Origin of the sequence: Gordonia sp. HS-NH1 (genome assembly GCF_001418765.1) — a bacterium.
Lineage (GTDB): Bacteria > Actinomycetota > Actinomycetes > Mycobacteriales > Mycobacteriaceae > Gordonia.
This window is the reverse complement of the sequence record NZ_LIYC01000041.1, coordinates 17400-41226: the sequence shown is the minus strand read 5'-3', so window position 1 is coordinate 41226 and position 23827 is coordinate 17400. Positions and strand designations below refer to the sequence as shown.

Sequence of the window (23827 nt, the reverse complement as noted above, 5' to 3'; positions counted from 1 at the left end):
CCTCCACCGATCGGGGGACACGCCCTCACTGTTCGCGGGCGGGTACCTCCACGATGGCGACCGTGCCGCCGCGGGGGTGGTCGGCGAGCGACATCGTGCCGCCGGCCCCCTCGATCCGCACTCGTCGCGAGGCAAGTCCGATGTGGCCCTTGGCCTGTCGCTGCCGCATCAGCTCCTCGACGTCGACGTCGGCGGGCAGGCCGACACCGTCGTCGACCACGACGAGTCGCGCTCGCCCGTCGTCGAACTCGGCGGTGACCTCGACGGTTGTGGCGGAGGCGTGTTTGGCGACGTTGGCCAGCAGTTCGCGAGCGGTGGCGAATATCAGCGGATCGACCGAGGTACGAAGCCCCGGTGGCCATCCGGCGGTGTCGACGGAGACCGTGGGTGCTCCGGCGCGGCTGCCGAACGACGACGCGAGATCGGTCAGGGCGACCGCCAGCCCGGCTTGCTCGAGCACCGCCGGGTGCAACTCGCTCAGCGTCGAACGCAGGAGTTGGGCCGCGTCGCGCAGCGCACCGTCGACGCGGTCGAGGGTCACGGGATCAGCAGAATCACGGAGCGTGGCGAGTTCCTGACGCGCCGCCAGCACGTACTGCAGGGCGCCGTCGTGGAGATTGTCGGCGAGATCGCGCCGTTCGCGCTCCTCGATCTCCATCGTCGCATCGAGCAGTCGGGCGCGTTCGGCGGCGAGCGCCCCGATCGTCCTCACCCGGGATCGCTGCAAGCGGGACAGCAGGATCGCGCCGACGGCCAGCGCCGCGACGACGAGGATGCGCAGCACGATCACCGACCACGGTTCGCCGTTCGACGTGCGGGCCAACGCGGAGGAGACGGCGTACACCGCGGTCGTGACGACCACCACCGCGGCACATGTCCTGGGCTGCAGGGCGATCGCCGCGATCATCGGCACGAGGACGAAACCACTGAGGAGAACGTCGGTGGTCCAACTCAATTCGTTGGACCGGCTCGCCGCGATGGCGAGTGCGGTGAGCAGGAGAAGGTCGATGGGCAACGCGATCCACGAGTAACGGATCATCGCCGACTCGTGGCGGACCACGACGACCGCTCCACCGATACACCACGCCGCGTACAGGATTGCGGTCACGACGCTGAACGTCTCCGCGTGCGCGGGTGGATCGAGACTGACGGTCAGCAACACGAACACCGACAGGAACAGCCGCAGGACCACCTGAATCCGAATACCGCGGATCGCGTGATCGATCAGGATGTCGTGGATCCTCGGCTCGTCGGCGAACTCGTCGAGGCCGAGATACCGGGTGGCCCCGGCGATCTCGTCGTCACCGCCGACGTCGACCCCTCGACTCGAGGAGGCCGCGCTACTCGAGGAGGCCACGGCGCATCGCTTCGGCCACCGCCGCCGCACGGTCGGACACCCCGAGCTTCTCGTACAGACGCTGCGTGTGCGTCTTGACCGTCGACGCACCGATGTAGAGCTCGGCGGCCACCTGCGGAATCGATTGCCCCCGTGCGAACCCGGTGAGGACCTGTCGTTCCCGTTCACTCAGGGCGGGCGCATCGCGCTGGGTCTGCGCCCGGATCTCGCCGGCCAGTCCGGCGGCGAGCTCCGGTGGCACCACCGTCTCGCCCTTGGCCACCCGGGTCACCGCGCCGACGATGTCGTCGCGGGCGGCATCCTTCGACAGATAACCGGCCGCACCCTCCTGGAGCGCCCGGAAGACGATCGGCCCGTCGGTGACCGCGGAGAGCAGCAACACCCGCGTCGGCAGCCCGTCGCGCGAGACGGCATGCGCGACCTCGACGCCGGTCATGAGCGGCATCTGATGGTCGACGACCGCGACGTCGGGTTTCTCCTGCCGGATCAGCTCGAGCCCCGCCATGCCGTCGGCGGCCTCGCCGACGACCCGCACCCGCCCACTTGCCGTCAGGCCGCGGGACACCCCGTCGCGGAAGAACGGGTGGTCGTCGACGACGACGACGGTGACGAGGCTGTCCATCGGCCCAGGATATGTGGAGGAACGGCTGGAACCGAGTCGAACGGCGCTTCGAGTGAGGGGTGCCCCGACCACACTGTCCGCCGCCGGTCGCGCATCGCGGCGCGGTTTGGCAACCTCGGACCGGGGACGGGGGACCGATACCGAGGATCGGAGTGGGGGATGTACCGACCGGACTTGCACCTGGGAGCGCTGCGGGGCCCGCTCCCGCGATCGCCGCTGCACGTGCTGCGAACCTATCTCGCGGTGACATCGCTGCTGTACGCGATCGGGGTGGCCCTCACGCTGTTCCCGGTCGACGACTCGGCGACGCTGTCCGACCCGACCGGGGGATTCGTCGCCGTGGCGCTGGGCATCGCGGCGCTCGGCTGGCTGTCCGTGCGTCCGCAGCGCCCGCTCCCGGCCGTGATCGCGGCCTGTGCGGCGACCCCCGCGGTGATGGCGTTCCACGAGCTGATCAGTGCCGAGTTCCTGTGCATGGTCGCGGCGATGTTCCTGGCGATGTACCTGCGCGCCACCTTTCCGCGCCGGCAGGCGTGGGCGCTCATCGGTCTGCTGACCGTCGCGTGCGTCGTCGCATTGGCAGTGGCACCTGCGCCCAAGTACCTCAGCACGTACATCGTCGTCGCCGTCGCCATCCCGGCGGCCGCCGAGTCGTTCGGACTGCTGACGCGGACGCTGCTCACCGCGGTCTGTACGGATCCGGTCACCGGTGTGTTCAACCGGGCGGGTTGGGAACTCGCCACCAGCGGGCTTGTCGACGGGCGTCGGTCGGCCGCGGCGATCACGGTGATCTCACTATCGATCGACCACGACGCGACGGCCACCGACACGCTCGGTCGCGAGGCGGCGGATCAACAGCTCGTGCACCTGGCCCAGACCTGCGTCGATCTGCTTCCCACCGAGACCGCCATGGCACGCCTGGGTGATTCCGACTTCGCGATCTGCCTCGTCCACGATGACGACGGCCCGCCCGGACAGGCCGCGGACCTGATCGCCGAGCTACGCCGCCGACTACCGGCCTCGTCGCTGGGCGCCGCGACGGCGCCCGCGCCGGCGGCGAACATCACCGCCCTCCATGCGCAGGCGTCGTCGCGGCTGGCGTCGGTCCGACGCAACAGGGCCCGACGGTCCGATCAGCCGGACCCGCAATGACATCGTCGCCGGCGACATGACCGCATGAGATCGACTCGACCTCCCGACGTCGATCGAACCCCGTAGGTTTCCGGGACATACCGCTAGGGTCGGGGGATGGCCGGATGGTTCGATGAGCGGATCGTCGAGACCGGTCGTCTGCCGCTGTTCTTCCTTCTGCTCGCCTTCGTCCTGACCTTCCTGTTCATCCGGTTCAGCGTGCGGATGATCCGCGCGGAGGTCAGCTGGTGGCCCGGGAACGTGACACCCGGCGGGGTGCACGTCCATCACGCCTTCTTCGGCATGATGGCGATGCTCCTGTCCGGCTTCGGTTTCGTCGCGGTCGACCCGCTGCGCACGCCGGTCATCGACTGTGTGCTGGCGGTCGCGTTCGGCATCGGCGCGGCCCTGGTGCTCGACGAGTTCGCGCTCATCCTCCACCTCCGCGACGTCTACTGGGCGGAGGAGGGCCGGACGTCGATCGACGCGGTGTTCGTCGCGATCGCCATCGGCCTGCTCTTCCTCCTGGGCTTGCAGCCGTTCGGGGCGTTCGAGGTCGTCGGGGACATCCGCAAGGAGGACGGGCTGGTGGCGCGGCTCGTGGCGGCGGGTGTCGTCGTGCTCAACGTGCTCCTGGCAGTCGTCACCCTCCTCAAGGGCAAGGTGTGGACGGGCCTCGTGGGCATGTTCGTCCCGGTCCTGTTGTGGTTCGGTGCCGCCCGGCTGGCACGCCCGCGATCACCGTGGGCCCGGTGGCGGTACAAGAACCGTCCCCGCAAGATCGCTCGGGCGATCGGGCGAGAGCAGCGGTATCGAGAACCGCTGATGCGATGGAAGATCGTCGTGCAGGAGGCGGTGGCAGGCCGATTCGGGGTGCCCGACACCCTCGCGCCCGTCCCCGACCCGACGCCGGCCCCGACCGCGGTCGGCGTGGTGACGGAAGCGGTACCGAGCGCCCTGGCGACCGCGATCCGGTGGCGGCGTACGCGGCGGGCGTTGCGCACCGTCCCGATCTGGCGGTTGCCGGTCGTGCTCGTGACGTTCGCGATCGTCGCGGCGTGGACGACGGTGGGTTTCGACGAACTGCTCGAACTCGAGGTCGACCCCGGAACACTGGCCACGCTGCTCAGCGTGATCGCCGGTTCGATGGCGACGCTGACCGGTCTCGTGTTCACCGCTGTCACCCTCGCGATGCAGTTCGGGGCGTCGTCGATCTCGGTGCGGGTGATCCCGATGCTGCAGCAGGAACCCGTCATGCGGTGGTCCACCGGGTTCTTCCTCGCGACCTTCGTCTACAGCGTGATCATCGCGATCGACCTGTCGGTGGGTGGCCCGGACGAGCCGACTCCGGGTCTGTCCACGGCGATCGCGTTCATGCTCACGACGATCAGCGCGTACCTCTTCATCGCGCTCGTCGGCAAGGTCGGGACGATCCTGAACACCGCGCGCCTGCTGCAGTGGATCGCCGACGACGGCCGGTCGGCGATCGTCCGGCAGCTACCGCCGCCGACAGCGCACGACGAGACCACGGCCCCAATGGCTTTCGACGACCAGGTCGTCGTCGAGACCACACCCGACCGGGGCGATGGGGGAACAGACGCGGGTGCGGACATCGAGGCGGAGCACATGCAGATCAGGCTGGGGGAGGTGACCGCGCGCGGTCGGGTGCTCCTGGCGGTCAACGGTGACCGCCTGCGACGATATGCGGCTTCCTGGGACGTGCGGATCAACCTGCTGGTCGCCGTCGGCGACCATGTCCCCCACGATCTCCCGGTCGTCGAGATCGTCGGCGACCCGGCACGGGTGGAGACGCGTCGGGTGCTGGCCTGCCTGCTGTTCGGTGACACCCACCAGCCGTCGGTGAGTCCCGCCGCGGCGCTGCAGGCGATCTCGGACATCGCGCTCAAGGCGATGTCCGCGGGCAGCAACGACCCGAGCGTCGTGGTGCAGGCACTCGATCACACCGAGGATCTACTGCTGCTGCTGGCACCGCGGCTGTGCGGCGAACCGACTGCACCGGGCACCTCGGTGCGCGGCATCCGCCGCAGTTGGGCGGACTACGTCGCGATCGGGACCGACGAGATCCGCCGGCACAGCACCGGCCAGGTGCAAGTGCAACGCCGGTTGCGCGCGTTGTTCGAGTCCCTCCTCGACGGATGCGGCCCGGCGCAGCGCGTCCCGGTGACCGAGCGGCTGGCCGTGCTCGACGCGCAGGTCGCGCGCGACTGGTCCGACGACCTCGACCGGCGACTCGCCGCGGCGGCGGACCGGCAGGGCTACGGTTCCGAATTCGGCCGGTGAGGGTGCGCGGATAGATCACGCGAATCGGACACAGCCGATACCCTGGGTTTCGTGCTCGCGTCCCGGCCCGCCGATCGTCGCGCGGTGGTCGACGAGATGCGCGAGTTCGGCGCCCAGCGCACCGCCACTGCCCGGCCCGCCGGTTGACGGCCCGCCGCCCGACCAGCCCGTCGCCGATCAGCCCGAAGGTGGTCCGATGACCCTCACCACGCCCCCCACCCCCGCCCCCGTCGACATGGCGCACCACGCCCACCTCACCGGCGTGTTCGCCCCGCAGCGGGAAGAGGTCGATGTCGCCGACCTGCCCGTCTCCGGGGAGATCCCCGCGGATCTGCGGGGCAGCTATCTCCGCAACGGCCCCAATCCGCGCTTCGACCCCATCGGATCCTTCGTCTACCCCCTCGACGGCGACGGCATGGTGCACCGGATCAGCATCGACGACGGTCGGGTCGGGTACACCAACCGTTTTGTCCGGACCCCGATGGTCCTCGCGGAAGAGGCTGCCGGACATGCCCTCTGGTCAGGACTCACCGACGGATACACGCCGCCGGCGAGTGTGGTGGGCGACGAGCTCGCCGGCACATACCGCGAACTGCCCGACATCAACATCGTCCGGCACGGCGGACGCCTGATGGCGATGGCCGAATCCGACCGTCCCTATCTGCTCGAACCGTCGTCGCTGGCGACCCTGGCCAAGACCGACTGCGACGGCGCGATGCGGGTGGGTAGCACCGCCCACCCGAAGATCGACCCGGCCACCGGCGAGATGGTCTTGTTCAACTACGGGCTCGAGGCGCCGTACCTGACGTGGTCGGTGGTCGCCGCGGACGGGACGGCGACCACCGGCCCCACTCCGGTCGACGGACTCGACAAGCCGGTGATGATCCACGACATGGCGCTGACGTCGCGATACCTCGTACTCTTCGTGTGCCCGTTGATCTTCGACCTCGAAGGCGTGATGACCGGTGGGTCCCTGCTGTCGTGGCAGCCCGACGACGGCACGCGCATCGCGCTCATCCCGCGCGACGGTGGTCCGGTGCGCTGGGTGCACACCGACCCGTTCTGGGTGTGGCACTTCGCCAACGCCTTCGACGGCCCGGGACCCGAGGACGGCGTGACCGTCGACTACGTCGAATGGAGCTACCCGGGCGGTTTCGCCGACGAACCGCGGCCGGCGACCTCGGCGCTCACCCGCGCGATCATCCGCCCGGATGGGACGATCACCCGGAATACGGTCAGCGACAACGCCTTCAACATGGAATTCCCACGGGTCGACGACCGCCTGCTCACCCGGGACCACCACCGGATCGCCTCGGTGGCCAAGGGGCCGCGCGACAGTGGTGCCGGCGACAGCCTCTGGTTCCACGATCTCTCCGCCGGTACCGAGACCTTCTGGAGCCCCGGAACCGCCATCGGCGAGCCGATCTACATCCCGGGTACCGAACGCGACCACTGGGGCGCGATCGGCACGGATCCCGCCGACATGCGTTCGTACTTCTACCTTCTCGCCGCCGACGACCCCGCGGCCGGGCCGGTGGCCACCGTCGAACTGCCGATCCGCGTCCCCGCCGGGCTCCACGGCGCCTGGCTCGCGGACCCGGCCTGACGACAAACCCACCCTATTTCCGCAAACCCACCCCGTCCGAGCGTGGTGGGTTTGCGGAAAAGGGGTGGATTCGCGGGCCGGAGGAAGCCGGCGCCGTCACCGCGATGAACCGGGCCGCGGTGTCGATCGCCGACCGCGCTTCGGCCGACAGTCTTGGGATCAGCTGGAAGACGTGCCCCTGATCCGGCCACGCCTGGATCACCGAAACCCCGCCGGCGCCGACGATCTCATCGTGGGTGGCCCGGGCGTCGGCGCCCATCACCTCGCGTGCCCCGTACTGGATGAGGGTCTTGGGTAGACCCATGTCCCGGGTCAGCCGGACGCGCATCCGAGGGTGATCGGGGTCCGCGGTCCTGGTGTAGAGCCGCAGGATCTTCCGCGCGGACATCGCGTCGATGATCGGGTCGCGCACCCCGGTGCGCTGGTTGCGTACGGCCAGGTCGAAAGTGGGGTCGTAGAGCGGCGAGAACAGCACCATCGACCCCGGCTGCGGGGTTCCGGTCGCGTGGTTGACGGCGAGCAGGTCGAGCGCGAGGTGACCGCCGGCGGAGTCGCCCGCGACCACGATGTCCTCGGCGCGGTACCCCTGTGACAGGAGCCAGCGATAGCCGCGGATGGTGTCGTTGCCCGCGCACGGCCACGCGTGTTCGGGGGCGAGCCGGTAGTCGAGGCTGAACGCGGGCAGACCGGTCTTGTTGCCGAGCCGGCCGACCAGGCCGCGGTGCGTTCGCGGCGAGCACACGACGTACCCGCTCCCGTGCAGGTAGTAGACGATCCGCGTGCCGGGGGCCGGGGCGGCGGCGTGCCGGCCGATCACCCATTCGCCGCGGACCTGTCCGCCGCGAAACGTCTCGCGCACGAGATCCACCCGGGTGTTGGCCGGTGGCGGGTTCATCCGCTCGATCGTCCGGTTGAGGGCCGGACGGGTCCGCTGGATCATCTGTGCCGTCACCCGGGGATGGCTGACCCCGGCCGCGGCCATCATCGGCCACGCGACGCGGGCCAGGTAGGCGTTGACCGCCCGGGAGCGGCGCGAACCATGGGGTGCGACGCCGAGGTGACCGAACGGATGCTCGACCGCTGGGTCGAAGGCGGGTTCATCCGCCGGCACAGTGACACTCATCACCTGACGGTAGATGTTCGGCGTTTCCCGCGGGGTGAGATTCCGCGGGCGAGATCCGGCCGCAATCCGATCGCGACCGACGAAGCCCGCAACCCCTCGCCGCGAGCGCTGCCGAGACCGTGGCCGGGGTGGCCCCGAAACGCCAGATCCCCGTCTGACGTGCACCTGAGGTGCTGTTGTGGTATCCGGATTTCTTGACTCGGCCCTCCGCGTGGAAAAATGGCTCACAATGCTCATACGGCTGCCCGGGGGCGCTCTGGCGTGCTGCGCGCGGTAGTTGCGATGAGCAGGGTGGTTCGGGCCCCGACGACGCGGCTCGAAGGGACCGTCAGCAACGGCGCTGACCGGGACTCACCGCCGCTGTGATCGTCGGCTCCGCCCAGGTCAGCCCCGATGCGGGCGGATGACGACGACGCCGGGGACATCGTGGTCCGCGGCCCGACACGGCCGGGTGTGGCCCCAGACATTGACGACGGGTAGTGCGTGCACCCCTCGCGCGCAAAGTGAGGCGAACTATGAAGCAGGCTCCGGGACCGGTGGGTCTCTACGACCCACGCAACGAGCACGACTCGTGTGGCGTGGCGTTTGTCGTGGACATGCACGGACGGCGCAGTCGCAGCATCGTCGACAAGGCGATCATGGCGCTGGTGAATCTCGAGCACCGCGGCGCCGCGGGCGCCGAGCCGAACACCGGCGACGGTGCCGGCATCATGATCCAGGTCCCGGACCGTTTCCTGCGGGAGACCGTCGACTTCGAGCTGCCCGCGGAAGGCAGCTACGCGACCGGTATCGCATTCCTGCCCCAGGGGTCGGAGGACGCTCGCCTTGCCTGCGAGGGTGTGGAGAAGGTCATCGAGGCCGAGGGTCTGACCCTGCTCGGGTGGCGCGAGGTGCCCACCAACGAGAGTTCGCTCGGTGCGCTCGCCCGCGACGCCATGCCGACCTTCCGTCAGGTGTTCGTCGGCGGCGCCGAGGGCATGGAACTCGAGCGTCGTGCCTACGTCGTGCGCAAGCGCGTGCAGTACGAGCTGGGCAACAAGGGCGCCGGCGCCGACGGCCCGGGCCGCGAGACCGTCTATTTCCCCAGCCTGTCCGGACGAACCTTCGTCTACAAGGGCATGCTGACGACCCCGCAGCTGCGGGAGTTCTACGTCGACCTGCAGGACTCGCGTGTCGAGAGCTCGCTCGGTCTGGTGCACTCGCGCTTCTCCACCAACACCTTCCCGTCGTGGCCGCTGGCACATCCGTTCCGCCGCGTCGCCCACAACGGCGAGATCAACACCGTCACCGGTAACGAGAACTGGATGCGGGCCCGCGAGGCGCTCATCGACACCGAGGCCTTCGGGGCCGACGCGGCGTCGAAGATCTTCCCGATCTGCACCCCCGGCGCGTCGGACACCGCGCGCTTCGACGAGGTTCTCGAGCTGCTCCACCTCGGTGGACGCTCGCTCCCGCACGCCGTGCTCATGATGATCCCGGAAGCCTGGGAGCGTCACGAGTCGATGAAGCCCGAGCACCGGGACTTCTACCGCTACCACTCCGCTCTGATGGAGCCCTGGGACGGCCCGGCGTCGGTGTGTTTCACCGACGGCACCGTCGTGGGCGCCGTGCTCGACCGAAACGGACTGCGCCCCAGCCGGGTCTGGGTCACCAAGGACGGCCTCGTGGTGATGGCCTCCGAGGTCGGCGTACTCGACATCGACCACTCCGACGTCGTGCAGAAGATGCGTCTGCAGCCGGGCCGGATGTTCCTCGTGGACACCGCGGCCGGCCGCATCGTCGACGACGAGGAGATCAAGGACGAGCTCGCCGGTGAGCACCCCTACGGGGAGTGGCTCGAGCAGGGACTCGTGCCGGTCGACGACATCGAGGCGCCGCCGCACCAGCACATGCCGCACGACCGTGTCGCCTTGCGCCAGCAGGTCTTCGGCTACACCCGCGAGGAACTCGACCTCCTGGTCGCGCCGATGGCGAAGACCGGCGCCGAGGCCCTCGGCTCGATGGGCACCGACACCCCGATCGCGGTGCTCTCCAAGCGTCCGCGCATGCTGTTCGACTATTTCCAGCAGCTGTTCGCGCAGGTGACCAACCCGCCGCTCGACGCGATCCGCGAGGAGATCGTGACCAGCGTCGGCGGCACCATCGGCACCGAGGCCGACCTGCTGAACCCCGGTCCGGAGTCGTGCCGGCAGATCGAGCTGACGTCGCCGGTCCTGGACAACGACACTCTCGCCAAGCTGGTGGAGATCAACTCCAACGACGCGCTGCCCGGCTTCCGCAGCGTGCACATCCACGGCCTCTACCCGGTCGCCGACGGCGGTGCCGGACTCCGCAAGGCGCTCGACGAGGTGCGCGCCAAGGTCAGCGCCGCGATCGACGACGGCGCGAACCTGGTCATCCTGTCCGACCGCGAGTCCGACGAGACCTACGCACCGATCCCGTCGCTGCTCCTCACGGCTGCGGTGCACCACCACCTGGTGCGTGAGCGCAAGCGCACCCAGGCCGGCCTGATCGTCGAGTCCGGCGATTGCCGTGAGGTCCACCACGTCGCCGCGCTCGTCGGTTTCGGTGCGGCAGCGGTGAACCCGTACATGGCCTTCGAATCGATCGAGGACATGATCGAGCGCGGTGTGCTCGGCGACCTCGACCTGGCCACGGCGCAGAAGAACTACATCAAGGCCGCCGGCAAGGGTGTGCTCAAGGTGATGAGCAAGATGGGCATCTCGACCATCGCCTCCTACACCGGCGCGCAGCTCTTCCAGGTGATCGGTCTGTCGCAGGAGACGGTCGACGAGTTCTTCACCGGACTCAACAGCCAGCTCGACGGCATCGGCCTCGACGAGATCGCCGACGACGTCGCGGTGCGGCACGCCCTGGCGTTCTCCGACCGTCCCTCGGAGCGCGCGCACCGCGAGCTCGAGGTGGGCGGCGAGTACCAGTGGCGTCGTGAGGGCGAGTACCACCTGTTCAACCCGGACACGGTGTTCAAGCTCCAGCACTCCACGCGCACCGGCCAGTACAAGGTGTTCAAGGAGTACACCAAGCTGGTCGACGACCAGTCCCGGCAGATGGCCTCGCTGCGTGGCCTGTTCGACTTCAACTTCGGCGATCGCGACCCGATCCCGATCGAGAAGGTCGAGCCGGCGAGCGAGATCGTCAAGCGGTTCTCGACCGGTGCGATGAGCTTCGGCTCCATCTCCGCCGAGGCCCACGAGACCCTGGCGATCGCCATGAACCGTCTGGGCGGCCGGTCGAATTCCGGTGAGGGCGGCGAGGATCCGCGTCGCTTCCATCACGACGAGAACGGCGACTGGCGGCGCAGCGCGATCAAGCAGGTCGCCTCGGGACGCTTCGGTGTCACCTCGCACTACCTGTCGAACTGCACCGACATCCAGATCAAGATGGCGCAGGGCGCCAAGCCCGGTGAGGGCGGCCAGCTCCCGCCGCACAAGGTGTACCCCTGGGTCGCCGAAGTCCGTGGTTCGACGCCGGGTGTCGGTCTGATCTCCCCGCCCCCGCACCACGACATCTACTCGATCGAGGATCTCGCTCAGCTGATCCACGACCTGAAGAACGCAAACCCCAAGGCGCGCATCCACGTCAAGCTCGTCAGCGAGGTCGGCGTGGGCACCGTCGCGGCCGGTGTGTCGAAGGCGCACGCCGACGTGGTCCTCATCTCCGGTCACGACGGCGGCACCGGCGCCACCCCGCTGACCTCGATGAAGCACGCGGGAGCGCCCTGGGAGATCGGCCTCGCCGAGACCCAGCAGACCCTGCTGCTCAACGGTTTGCGCGACCGCATCGTGGTGCAGGTCGACGGCCAGCTCAAGACCGGCCGGGACGTCGTCGTCGCCGCCCTGCTCGGTGGTGAGGAATTCGGTTTCGCAACCGCGCCGCTGGTGGTCTCCGGCTGCATCATGATGCGCGTGTGCCACCTGGACACCTGCCCCGTCGGCGTGGCGACCCAGAACCCGCTCCTGCGTGAGCGTTTCGCGGGCAAGCCGGAGTTCGTCGAGAACTTCTTCATGTTCATCGCCGAAGAGGTCCGGGAACTGCTGGCGCGCCTCGGCTTCCGCACCCTGCAGGAAGCCGTCGGTCACGTCGAGGCACTCGACACCACCAAGGCGCTGGCGCACTGGAAGTCGGAGAAGGCCGGCAAGCTCGACCTGTCGTCGATCCTGACGATGCCGGAATCGCCGTTCATGAACCAGGATCTGTACTGCTCGGGCGTGCAGGATCACGGGCTGGAGAAGGCGCTCGATCAGCAGCTGATCGCGCAGAGCCGCGAGGCGATCGACCACGGTACCCGGGTGTCCTTCACCTCGAAGATCACCAACGTCAACCGCACCGTCGGCACGATGCTGGGCCACGAGGTGACCAAGGCCTATGGCGCACAGGGTCTTCCCGACGGGACGATCATCGTCGACTTCACCGGCTCGGCGGGCAACAGCTTCGGCGCCTTCGTGCCGAAGGGTGTGACGCTGCGCCTGGAGGGTGATGCCAACGACTTCGTCGGCAAGGGACTGTCGGGTGGCCGTCTGGTGGTCCGCCCGGCGCGTAACGCGCCGGACGACTTCGTCGCCGAGCGGAACATCATCGCAGGCAACGTGATCGGGTTCGGTGCCACCGCGGGCAAGATCTTCCTGCGCGGCATCGTGGGCGAGCGCTTCTGCGTCCGCAACTCGGGTGTCACAGCGGTCGTCGAGGGCGTGGGCGACCACGGCTGCGAGTACATGACCGGCGGGCGCGTCGTCGTCCTCGGAGAGACCGGCCGCAACTTCGCGGCGGGCATGTCCGGCGGTATGGCCTTCGTCTACGACCCCGAGGGCAAGCTGGCCGACAATCTCAACACCGAGCTCGTCGACCTCGAGCCGCTCGTCGACGAGGACGTCGAGTTCCTCTCGGCGATCATCGACGAGCACCGTGCCGAGACCGATTCCCCGGTCGCCGCGGCACTTCTCGACGACTGGGACACCGCCCAGACCAAGTTCGCCAAGGTCATGCCACGCGACTTCAAGCGCGTGTTGCTGGCCATCTCCGAGGCGGAGAAGACCGGGCGAGACGTGAACGAAGCGATCATGGAGGCCGCACGTGGCTGACCCCAGAGGATTCCTCAAGCACCCCGAGCGGGAGCTGCCCGACCGCCGCCCGGTGGATCTGCGTCTGCTGGACTGGAAAGAGGTCTACACCGACTTCGACAAGGGCCACCTGAAGACGCAGGCGAGCCGCTGCATGGACTGCGGTATCCCGTTCTGCCACAACGGTTGCCCGCTCGGGAACCTCATTCCCGAGTGGAACGACCTGGTCTACAAGGACCAGTGGCGCGACGGCATCGAGCGTCTGCACGCGACGAACAACTTCCCGGACTTCACCGGCCGCCTGTGCCCGGCTCCGTGCGAGGCGTCCTGTGTGCTGGGGATCAACCAGCCGCCGGTCACCATCAAGCAGGTCGAGGTCGAGATCATCGACAACGCCTTCGACAACGGATGGGTCACCCCCGTCCTGCCGTCGGCGAAGACCGGCAAGGCGGTTGCCGTCGTCGGCTCCGGACCTGCGGGACTGGCTGCGGCGCAGCAGCTCACGCGTGCCGGACACGACGTGACGCTGTTCGAGCGGGCCGATCGCATCGGTGGTCTGCTCCGCTACGGCATCCCCGAGTTCAAGATGGAGAAGCGCCACATCGACCGGCGTCTGGCGCAGATGGAGGCCGAGGGCACCGTCTTCCGCACCGGCGTCAACGTGGGCGTCGACATCACCGTCGAGCAGCTCCGCGCCGATTTCGACGCGGTGATCCTCGCCAACGGATCGACCATCGGCCGCGATCTGCCGATCCCCGGCCGCGAACTCGACGGCATCCACCAGGCCATGGAGTTCCTGCCGCAGGCCAACCGGGTGCAGCTCGGCGACACCGTCGAAGGCCAGATCTCGGCGAAGGGCAAGAAGGTCATCATCATCGGCGGTGGCGACACCGGCGCCGACTGCCTGGGCACCTCGCTGCGCCAGGGGGCCGAGATCGTCCACCAGTTCGAGATCATGCCGAAGCCGCCGATCGAGCGTGCCGAGTCGACCCCGTGGCCGACCTACCCGCTGATGTACCGCGTGTCGTCGGCTCACGAAGAGGGCGGCGAGCGCGTCTTCTCGGTCAACACCGAACAGTTCCTCGGTGAGGACGGCAAGGTCACCGGTCTCAGGGCCCACGAGGTCGTCATGCGCGACGGACGCTTCGAGAAGGTCGAGGGTTCGGACTTCGAGCTCGAGGCCGACCTCGTGCTGCTCGCCATGGGCTTCGTCGGTCCCGAACGCGAGGATCTCCTCGACAAGATGGGCGTCGACTACGATCCCCGTGGGAACGTGAAGCGCGACAACAACTTCGCCGCCGTCGGGCAGCCGGGCGTCTTCGTCGCCGGTGACGCCGGTCGCGGACAGTCGCTCATCGTGTGGGCCATCGCCGAGGGCCGGTCAGCCGCTGCGGCCGCCGACAAGTTCCTCACCGGGGCGTCGGAGCTGCCCGCGCCGATCGTGCCGACGCAGGTCGCGCAGCGCTGACCGCGCGCCTCGCACAGAGCAGAACACAGAACTCCCGCTCGCCCGTTTCGGGGTGGGCGGGAGTTCTGCGTGTGAACGGTGACCGTGCTGGGTAGGTATCTCCCGCCCTACACTCGCCTCATCGCTGTCGGCCCTCACCGGCCAGTACGAAGGGAACGGACCATGCGTCGGATCGTCGCGACCATGTGCGCGCTGTTGTGTGCCGTCCTGGCCGGAGGAGGCCTCGCCGTCCCGAAAGCCGACGCCGCGCCGCGAGGATGCCCCGAGATCTACGTGCTCGCCGTGCCCGGAACGTGGTCCAACGGCGCCAGCCCGGGCCTGCTCGGTGAGGTCACCGCAGGGCTCGGACCGGAGACCCGCGTGCAGTACGTCGGATACGACGCCACCGCGTTCCCCTGGGAGAAGGCGATCTACGGCAAGTCGAAGGGGCAGGCCGTGGCCAACACCACGGGACTGGCCCTGCAGATGCTGCGTCGATGCCCGGGTACCCGGATCGCACTGGTCGGCTACAGCCAGGGCGCCGACGCCGCCGGGGACCTGGCCTCCGAGATCGGCACCGGACGTGCCGCCATCAGGCCGGGTCAGGTGGCGGGCGTCGTCCTGATCGCCGATCCGCGACGGTCCGAGCGCGACAATCTCGTCGGTCCGCCGCTGCGCGGGGAGGGAAGCGGCGGCCCTCGCGTCGACGGCATGGGCTGGGTCCTGCCGAGAGCGTTCACGATCTGTGAACCCGGGGATGTCTACTGCAACGTGCCTCGCGACTACTACGTGACGCGGATCGTCGGCTACCTCGCCGAGACCAGTGATCCGACGCCGAGCCAGATCGTCCAGTATCAGGCGGAGGCGGGCGCGATCCTCGCCGAACTGCTCACCCTCGGCGGACCCGGGGAGATCGTGCAGGAACTCGGCGACGACCGGGCCCGCGAACAGATCAGATCGTTCAACCGGTTCCTGCAGTCCGGGTCCCACGGCACCTACCGGGACTTCGAGGTTCGTCCCGGGGTGACCGCGGTGCAGTGGGCCAACAGGTTCCTCGCCGGACTCGCCTGAGCCGATGCCGGTCGGTCGACCTGCGCGGAAACCGGATGAATCGGACTTCCGACTAGAGTGGCTGCCGAGGCGGTCACCGTTGCCGGGGACCAGCCGACCGCCCCTCGGACAAACGGACTGATTCTTTGCCAACGCAGCTCGCCGCCGTACTCGCCCAGACCGACCCGTCTCAGGGTCACAGCGGCTTCATCGGCTGGATCCTCGACCTGATGGACACACTCGGCGAGTTGGGTGTGGGGGTCGCGATCCTCCTCGAGACCTTCCTGCCGCCCATCCCGTCCGAAGCGGTCCTTCCCGGCGCCGGGTTCCTCGCCTACGAGGGCCGCATGAACGTCTGGCTCGCCTGGGTGGCCGCGACCGTCGGGTCGCTCGTCGGCGCCTGGCTGTGGTACTGGATCGGTGCCGCCCTGGGTCGCGACCGCACCCGGCGGCTCGTCGGCCGGCTGCCGTTGCTCGACTACGACGACTTCGACAAGGCGGAGGAGTATTTCGTCCGTTGGGGCGGCATGGCGGTTCTCCTCGGCCGGTGCGTGCCGCTCGTGCGATCGTTCGTCTCGATCCCCGCGGGCATCGAGAAGATGCCGTTCTGGCGCTTCACCGCCTACACCGCGCTGGGTTCGGGGGTGTGGAACGCCCTGTGGATCGGGATCGGCTTCGGTTTCGGTCCGGCGATCGCCCCGGCGCTCGAACGCTGGAGCGGGGCGCTGTCCAACATCGTGATCGCGCTTCTCGTCCTCATGGTCGCCTGGTTCGTCGTGAAGCGGGTGCGTCGCCGGCGAGCGAGCACCGCCGGATAGGCGCGGCCGGCTTCGGTCGTTCAGAGTCTGTTGAGCACCCTGGTGATCTGATCCTCCACCGAACCCGCGAGCCGGTTGAAGGCGAGCTGCGCGAGCGGGTCGGCGAGCCGGGCACGGCCGTTGAAGGTGATGTGGGACCGGTACGTGAACGAGGTGCGCGTGGGTCCGTCCGGCGCGAACGACAGGTCGTCGACGCTGGTCGCGGTCTTGTTGCGACCGGTGAACACGACGTGGTCCGGGTCGTCGCGGGTGAGTTCGTAGGTCAGCGTCGTCGAAATCCCGTACAGCTTCGTCTCGTTGTGCCAGCGGGTGCCCAGCGCTATGGGGTCGGTGCCGATCTGCTCGCACTTCTGCGTTCCCGGATCCCACTCGACGGCGTTGGCGAAGTCGCGCATGTACGCGACCACTGTCTCGATGGGCTGTCTCACCGGGAAGGTCCGTGACACCTCGACCATGCGATCTCCTCCACTCAATACCGTGCCCGCCCACGCGCCGCGGGCTGACAGGGATTCGTCGAGCCGCACCCGACGGATTGCCCCGGGCGCTCGCCGAGACGCGTGCCGAGTCATACATGCAGGTGAGGGGCGCGTCGCTGACCGCGACGTAACGCTTCGCGTGGAATGATCGATCTAGCCGTCGTGTGCGGCACTCGCCACTTCGGGTTCCGGAGGTGCGGGATTCACACGTGTCGGCAGTCGCGGGGGACGTGGCGTAGGCCACGCAATAGTCCGGCGACACGATCCGGAACAGCCGCTACAGTAGAACAAAGTTCGAGTCCGTTGTAACGAATGTGAAGTATCAGGAAGTGATTGGTCATGAAGTTGGCTGACCCATTTCACCCACCCCGCCGGGGTTCCCTGCTGAACTCGCTGACCGGCGGGCGACTCGGGGGCCGTCGCGGTTCCACGACGATGTTCCCCGCTGAAGCGGAACGTCTGATCACCCCTGCCGAACTCCGACGATTCGGCGTCCGCACGTAGCGCCCTTCGAGGCTCAGGGAGCAGGAGGCTCGCTCCTCACGGAGCGGGTGTGCCAGTGGTTCGCGCCCTATCGGATCAAGGAGCGGGTAGGTCGTCGGTCCCGGAGACCACTCGTACGCTCATCCCGCCGACGGACACCACGTCGCCGATCGCCAGCTGCCGGCCCCGCCTGGTCTCCACCTCGTCGTTGACGCTGACCAGACCGTCGGCGATCACCTCTTTGGCCTCCGCGCCGGACTCGATCAGGTTGGCGAGTTTGAGGAATTGGCCGAGGCGGATGGACTCGTCCCGGATCGTCACGTCGTACACGGCTTCGATCATGCCGGTACCGGGCGGGCGGGGCCACCTCGGCCGGGCGCGCACCGGAGAACGGTCCGTGGAGACGATCTGAGCCGGACATGGCCGATCCGCGTGGACTGCCCGGACATACTCATGTTCCCGACTACCGTTTACGCATGGCCACCGACACCCCCCTCGCGCCGGTCGACCCCGAGAACCCCGATGAGCGTCACATCGGCACGTCGCGCGCACCCACCGCCGCCGATCGTCGATCCCTGGCGCTCCTCGACAAGATCAGGCGACCGACCGGGTTCGGTACCCGCGCTCCGCACATCGCCGGCACCGTTGTCGGTGTCCTCGCCGCCATCGCGTTGCTGTCCAGTCTCTTTCCGGCGATCCGGCATCTGATCCACGACCCGCGACGCTACGTCGACGACTACATCATCACCCTGCCCGACACCAGCTTCGCCTGGGCGTTCGTGCTGGCGCTCATCGCCGTCGCGCTCTCCGCACGCAAGCGGATCGCCTGGTGGATCAGTGTGGTCTACCTCGTGCTGTTCATGACGGCCAACGTTCTCTATCTGGTGCCGTCGCTCGAGGACGACCTCGGCGTCACGGCGTGGGACCGCACCAACATCTACCTCGGCCTGTTCATCGACGCTCTCGCGCTGATGTTCCTGCTGTCCACGTACCGGCAGTTCTACACGCGGGTCCGCAGGGGAGCGATCCCCGCGGCGTTCGGCACCCTCGTCGCCGGCCTGGTCATCGCGACGCTGCTGGGCTGGGCGCTCGTATGGGCGTTCCCGCACACGCTCACCCGTGGCGACCGGTTGCCCTATGCGTTCAACCGGGTGGTCGCCTTCGGCGCCATCGACCAAGACGCGTCGTTCGACGGCCGGCACACGCATCTCTTCGTCAACGGGTTGCTGGGATTGTTCGGGGCGCTGGCCTTGATCGCCGCGGCTATCGTGTTGTTCCGTTCGCAGCGGCTGCGCTGGCTCATCACCGCCGAGGACGAGGCACTCATCCGCGCTCTGATCGCGCGGTTCAACGACGACGATTCGCTCGCCTACTTCTCGACCCGTCGCGACAAGGCCGTCGTGTTCTCGCCCGACGGCCGCGCGGCCATCACCTACCGGGTGGAGGTCGGCGTCGGACTGGCAGGCGGTGACCCGATCGGCGACCCCGAGTCGTGGCCCGACGCCATCGCCGAATTCCTCACGCTCTGCGAGAAATACGGATGGCATCCGGCGTCGATGGGGTCGAGCCCACGTGGCGCGGCGGCATTCGACGCCGCCGGTTTCGTCTCCCTCAACATCGGTGACGAGGCCATCCTCCACACGCGTGAGTTCAGCCTCAGCGGGCCCGCGATGAAGGCGGTGCGCCAGGCCGTGACACGCACCCGGCGTGCCGGGGTCGATGTCCGCATCAGGCGGCACTCCGAGATCGGTGACACCGAGATGGCGCAGATCGTCGCGCGGGCCGATGACTGGCGCGACACCGACGAGGAACGCGGCTTCGCTATGGCGCTCTCGCGCATCGGCGATCCCGCGGACGGCGACTGCCTGCTGGTCGAGGCGGTGATGGACGAAGGCGCTCCCGACGAGAGGGTCGTCGGGATGCTGTCCTTCGTGCCGTGGGGGCGCCGTGGGGTCTCGCTCGACCTGATGCGTCGCGACCGGCACGGGCCGAACGGCGTCGTGGAGACGATGGTCGCCGAATTGTGCCGCGACTCCGAACAGTTGGGCATCACCGAGGTATCCCTGAACTTCGCCGCATTCCGGGCGTTCTTCGAGCAGGGGCCCCAGATCGGTGCCGGACCCGTGATGAGGATGGGTTACTCGGTGCTGATGTTCGGCTCGCGGTTCTTCCAGATGGAGTCGCTGTACAAGTCGAATGCGAAGTATCTGCCGGACTGGCAGTCGCGCTACCTGTGCTTCGAGGACAGCCGAATCCTGCCCCGGGTGGGCCTGGCCGCGATCGTGACCGAGGGCTTCATCACGCTGCCGCGCTTCGGCCGGGCCAAGCACTACACGCAAGGCCAGCCGTCGATCCCGCCCGGTGTCGACGCCCCCGCCCTCATCGCCGAACTCGACGCCGAGGCGGCCACCCCGGAGGGTGCGGTCGTCCACCGTCCGGAGCAGGTCCGCGTCCGGCTCGAGAAGATGGACCGGCTCGTCGAACGGGGCTTCGATCCGTACCCGCCGGCCGACCGGCCCACGCACACGATCGCGCAGGCCAAGGCCGAACCCGAAGGGACCGTCGTCACCGTCGCCGGCCGCGTCACGCGGCTTCGCGACTTCGGCAAGGTGGTGTTCGCCGACGTGCACGACTGGTCCGGCGAGGTCCAGGTCCTCGTCGAGGATTCCCGCGTGATCCCGGGAACTCCCGACTTCGGCACCGACGTCGACCTCGGTGACCTGATCCAGGCGCGCGGCGTCGTGGGCACCAGCCGCAAGGGCGAGCTGTCGATCCTGATCGACGCCTGGCGGATCAACGGCAAGTGCCTGCGCCCGCTGCCCGACAAGTGGGCCGGCCTCACCGATCCGGAAGCGCGTGTCCGCCAGCGCTACGTCGACCTGGCCATCAACGAGCAGACCCGGGCATCACTCGCGACGCGCAGCCTCGTCGTGAAGTCGTTGCGCGACTTCCTCTCCGCGCGTGGGTATCTGGAGGTCGAGACACCGATCCTCCAACAGATCCACGGCGGCGCCAACGCAACCCCGTTCCAGACGCACATCAACGCCTACAACCTCGACCTGTACCTGCGCATCGCGCCGGAGCTCTACCTCAAACGACTCTGCGTCGGCGGTGTGGAGAAGGTCTTCGAGATCGGCCGCAACTTCCGCAACGAGGGCGTGGACTTCAGTCACAACCCGGAGTTCACCAGCCTCGAAGCCTATGAGGCGCACAGTGATTACCTCAAGATGCTCGACCTCACCCGCGAGATGATCCAGCACGCGGCGACCGCCGCCTACGGGGAACCGGTCATCGTGCGGACCGACGCCGACGGAAACGAAGAGCGCGTGGACATCTCGGGGGAGTGGCCGGTCAAGACCGTCCACCAGGTGGTGTCCGAAGGGGCGGGGGAGGAGATCACCCCCGAGACCCCCGTCGAGGTCTTGCGCGCCGTGTGCGATCGCCTCGAGATCAACCACCGGCCGGACTGGGACGCCGGGCAGATCGTGCTGGAACTCTACGAGCACCTCGGCGAGGACCGCACGACGTTCCCGACCTTCTACATCGACTTCCCGACGTCGACATCGCCCCTCACACGCGCGCACCGGAGCAAGCCGGGCGTCGCCGAGCGGTGGGATCTCGTGGCCTGGGGCGTCGAACTGGGCACTGCCTACACCGAGCTCACCGATCCGGTGGAGCAGCGCAAGCGCCTCACCGAGCAGTCGATCCTGGCGGCCGACGGCGACCCCGAGGCCATGGAACTCGACGAGGACTTCCTACAGGCGCTCGAGTACGCGATGCCGCCGACGGGCGGTCTCGGCGTCGGCGTCGACCGGGTCGTCATGCTCATCACCGGACAGTCGATCCGTGAGTCGCTGGCGTTCCCGCTCGCGAAACCACAGGACGCCTGACCGGAGGAAAACCCGGCTGTCTCGCTGCCGTACATCGGCAAGACATCGTGTGCATACGCACTGTACAGTCACGCCGTGTGCACTTGTCGGACATAACCCGTCCGGGGGACCGCCTGTCATCCGCTTGAGCTACACGTGGTCACGATCTGTAACGGTGGGATCGGGTCGAACGACCTAGTAATCAACCCCCTACGTCTGACGAGAGGTGCCCGGAATGGTCGTCGAAGAGCTGCGCAGCACCTGAACCCGTGGCGCCGAGGGAGAGCGACGCAACCGCGAGAGCGGACCACGGGGGCGGGGGTGAATCGCAGCTCTTGCGCGATCTTCTGGTGTCCGTCGCCGGAGGAGACCGCGCATCGTTCACGCGTCTCTATGATCTGACCAGTTCCCGCATCTACGGGCTCGCCGTCCGGGTGGTCCGTGACCGGCACTACGCCGAAGAGGTGGTCCAGGAGGCCTACCTGCAGTACTGGCAGCGGGCCGCCGACTACGAACCCGCTCGCGGGTCGGTCATCACCTGGATGATGACGATCGCGCACCGCCGCGCCGTCGACCGGGTCCGCTCCGAGAACATGCAGACCGAGCGGATGTCGGAGTACGGCGCTCGGAACGCGGAACCCGAAGGTGCGCAGAATATTCCGCTCGAAGAAGTCGTCCGGGCGGCGGAGGTGAGCGCGGTGCGCACCTGCCTCGGACACCTCACCGACCTGCAGCGCGGGAGCCTCGAGATGTCGTACTTCGGCGGGCTCACCTATCCCGAGGTGGCGGCGCGCACCGACACACCGCTCCCCACCACGAAGTCCCGGATCCGGGACGGGTTGCGCCGGCTGCGGATCTGCCTGGACTCGCACGACGATCGCTGACCAGGCTCGTCGGTGGCGTCCGGTCGCATCGTCCGCCGACGCTGCCGGGTCCCTCCGGGCACACTGGACGAGTGCGCGAGAGGATGCCCGACGAGGGCCCGGACACACCCGGCACGGTCGTGACGGTGGGGGAGCATCGTCTCCACGTGCTCGACGAGGGTTCGGGGCCGCCTCTGCTCCTGATGGCGGCGCTCGGGAGCAACTGGTTCGACCTCGATCCGCTGGTCGCGCGGCTGTCCTCGTCGTGGCGGGTCCTTCGCTACGATCGCCCGGGCTACGGGCTGTCCGATCCCATCGGCCGGGGCCACCATCCCTCGCTGCTGGGCGAGGTGGAACGGATGGCCGCCGTCCTCGATGCGCGTGGCGTCGACGAACCGGTTGTGGTCGTGGGTCATTCGCTGGCGTCGCTGTACGTGGAGGCGTTCGCGCGGCGATATCCCGAACGGACGGCGGGTGTGGTCGTGCTCGACGGGTCGTTCGTGCTGCTCCCGTGGCGGCTCGTCCCGCTCTCGTTCCGGGTCGGCAACGCCCATCGGGTGGTTGGTGCGGCGCGTGCGGTGACGAGTCGCGTCGGTATCCGCCGCTGGCCGAGTTTCCAGGTGTGGAGCCGCGTGGTGCCGGCGCCCCCGGAGGGCCGCGGGGAGCAGCAGCGCCGGTGGAGCACCCACGTGTTCGGGCAGCCGCCGTATCTGCTCGCGCTCCTCGTCGAGAACGCCGCCTTCGGGTCGATGAACCAGACACTGCGGAGTCTGCGACGGTCCGCGCCGATGCCCGACGCCCCGGTGATCGTCGTCGTGGCGTCGTCGAGGCTTCCGGGGTGGCGCGAGTTGTGGGAATGGAAGCAACGGCGATACGCCGAGGTGCTCGGCGCGCGCGAGATCGCCGTTCTCCCGCGGGCGAGGCATTTCCTGGTCTCCGAGCGCCCGGATGACGTCGCCGAGATCATCCGTGGGGTCCGATCGATCCCTACCCGCGAGTAACCAGCTACTTGCGGTTACACCTAAACTGTTCGGCATGAGCGAGCTGACCTTCACCCCGACGGCCGACCTCGTCGACGAGATCGGTGCCGATGTCCGTAGCTGCGACACCCAGTTCACGCAGTACGGCGGCAACCGGGAATTCGTCGGACGGGTGTCGACGGTCAGATGCTTCCAGGACAACGCCCTGCTGAAGTCGGTTCTCGGTGAGTCCAACCCCGGCGGGGTGCTCGTCGTCGACGGCGACGCGTCGGTACACACCGCGCTGGTGGGCGACCTGATCGCCGAACTCGGCCGGTCCAACGGCTGGGTGGGGATCATCGTCAACGGCGCCATCCGCGACGCCAAGACCATCGGTGGGATGGAGATCGGGGTCAAGGCCCTGGGCACCAACCCGCGCAAATCGACCAAGACCGGCGCCGGTGAGCGCGACGTCCCGCTGAGCATCGGCGGTGAGACGTTCACCCCCGGCGACATCGTCTACTCCGACGACGACGGCATCGTGCTCGTCGCGCCGGAACCACAGTAGGCCGACACCGGGCAGAACCCCGATCGCCGGAAACGGCGATCGCCATCGAAGAGAACACCGGACACCCGACAGCGCT

Annotated in this window: 16 protein-coding genes; 11 read left to right on the top strand and 5 right to left on the bottom strand. The window is 68.4% G+C overall.

Annotation, left to right across the window (positions count from 1 at the left end; translation table 11 throughout):
- Window positions 1-25 precede the first annotated feature (25 nt).
- Window positions 26-1357, bottom strand: a complete 1332-nt coding sequence (locus AMD30_RS20410; RefSeq protein ID WP_051129839.1) for a sensor histidine kinase — start codon at window positions 1355-1357, stop codon at window positions 26-28.
- Window positions 1341-1979 (bottom strand): response regulator, encoded by a 639-nt coding sequence (locus AMD30_RS20405; protein ID WP_055476893.1) that lies wholly within the window; start codon window positions 1977-1979, stop codon window positions 1341-1343. The genes AMD30_RS20410 and AMD30_RS20405 overlap by 17 nt, the downstream gene beginning before the upstream one ends.
- 159 nt (window positions 1980-2138) lie before the next feature.
- Here AMD30_RS20405 and AMD30_RS20400 point away from each other — a divergent pair, with 159 nt between their 5' ends.
- The 3 genes from AMD30_RS20400 (at window position 2139) to AMD30_RS20390 (ending at window position 7017) form a co-directional block, all read left to right on the top strand.
- On the top strand, window positions 2139-3131 hold the full coding sequence (locus tag AMD30_RS20400) for a GGDEF domain-containing protein (protein ID WP_010844012.1): 993 nt from the start codon (window positions 2139-2141) through the stop codon (window positions 3129-3131).
- A 96-nt stretch (window positions 3132-3227) separates the two neighbouring features.
- Window positions 3228-5411 (top strand): DUF2254 family protein, encoded by a 2184-nt coding sequence (locus AMD30_RS20395; protein WP_055476892.1) that lies wholly within the window; start codon window positions 3228-3230, stop codon window positions 5409-5411.
- A 196-nt stretch (window positions 5412-5607) separates the two neighbouring features.
- Window positions 5608-7017: a carotenoid oxygenase family protein gene (locus AMD30_RS20390; RefSeq protein ID WP_055476891.1), complete on the top strand. Its 1410-nt coding sequence runs from the start codon at window positions 5608-5610 to the stop codon at window positions 7015-7017.
- A 13-nt stretch (window positions 7018-7030) separates the two neighbouring features.
- Here AMD30_RS20390 and AMD30_RS20385 read toward each other — a convergent pair whose 3' ends face one another.
- Complete coding sequence (locus tag AMD30_RS20385) at window positions 7031-8140, bottom strand: alpha/beta hydrolase (RefSeq protein WP_231632805.1); 1110 nt, start codon at window positions 8138-8140, stop codon at window positions 7031-7033.
- A gap of 515 nt (window positions 8141-8655) precedes the next feature.
- Between AMD30_RS20385 and gltB the strand changes: the two genes are divergently transcribed.
- From gltB to AMD30_RS20365, 4 genes are all read left to right on the top strand, one after another.
- Window positions 8656-13239, top strand: a complete 4584-nt coding sequence (gltB, locus tag AMD30_RS20380; protein ID WP_010844008.1) for a glutamate synthase large subunit — start codon at window positions 8656-8658, stop codon at window positions 13237-13239.
- Complete coding sequence (locus AMD30_RS20375) at window positions 13232-14686, top strand: glutamate synthase subunit beta (protein WP_055476890.1); 1455 nt, start codon at window positions 13232-13234, stop codon at window positions 14684-14686. The genes gltB and AMD30_RS20375 overlap by 8 nt, the downstream gene beginning before the upstream one ends.
- Window positions 14687-14848: 162 nt before the next feature.
- Window positions 14849-15736: a cutinase family protein gene (locus AMD30_RS20370; RefSeq protein WP_010844006.1), complete on the top strand. Its 888-nt coding sequence runs from the start codon at window positions 14849-14851 to the stop codon at window positions 15734-15736.
- Window positions 15737-15861: 125 nt separating this feature from the next.
- On the top strand, window positions 15862-16533 hold the full coding sequence (locus tag AMD30_RS20365; protein ID WP_010844005.1) for a DedA family protein: 672 nt from the start codon (window positions 15862-15864) through the stop codon (window positions 16531-16533).
- A gap of 20 nt (window positions 16534-16553) precedes the next feature.
- Here AMD30_RS20365 and AMD30_RS20360 read toward each other — a convergent pair whose 3' ends face one another.
- Together AMD30_RS20360 and AMD30_RS20355 are read right to left on the bottom strand one after the other, a co-directional pair.
- Window positions 16554-16988, bottom strand: a complete 435-nt coding sequence (locus AMD30_RS20360) for an SRPBCC family protein (protein WP_010844004.1) — start codon at window positions 16986-16988, stop codon at window positions 16554-16556.
- Window positions 16989-17588: 600 nt separating this feature from the next.
- The gene (locus AMD30_RS20355) at window positions 17589-17834 is read right to left on the bottom strand and encodes an RNA-binding S4 domain-containing protein (RefSeq protein WP_010844003.1); all 246 of its coding nucleotides are present in this window, start codon (window positions 17832-17834) and stop codon (window positions 17589-17591) included.
- A gap of 134 nt (window positions 17835-17968) precedes the next feature.
- Between AMD30_RS20355 and lysX the strand changes: the two genes are divergently transcribed.
- From lysX to rraA, 4 genes are all read left to right on the top strand, one after another.
- Window positions 17969-21382 (top strand): bifunctional lysylphosphatidylglycerol synthetase/lysine--tRNA ligase LysX, encoded by a 3414-nt coding sequence (gene lysX / locus AMD30_RS20350; protein WP_055476889.1) that lies wholly within the window; start codon window positions 17969-17971, stop codon window positions 21380-21382.
- A gap of 248 nt (window positions 21383-21630) precedes the next feature.
- Window positions 21631-22245 carry an ECF RNA polymerase sigma factor SigK gene (gene sigK, locus AMD30_RS20345; RefSeq protein ID WP_044505619.1) on the top strand — a complete coding sequence of 205 codons (615 nt, stop codon included), beginning with the start codon at window positions 21631-21633 and terminating at the stop codon, window positions 22243-22245.
- Window positions 22246-22328: 83 nt separating this feature from the next.
- Entirely contained in the window at window positions 22329-23225 is an 897-nt protein-coding gene (locus AMD30_RS20340) for an alpha/beta fold hydrolase (RefSeq protein WP_055476888.1), read from the top strand.
- Between the two features lie 34 nt (window positions 23226-23259).
- Entirely contained in the window at window positions 23260-23751 is a 492-nt protein-coding gene (gene rraA, locus AMD30_RS20335; protein WP_010843999.1) for a ribonuclease E activity regulator RraA, read from the top strand.
- Window positions 23752-23827: the final 76 nt, after the last annotated feature.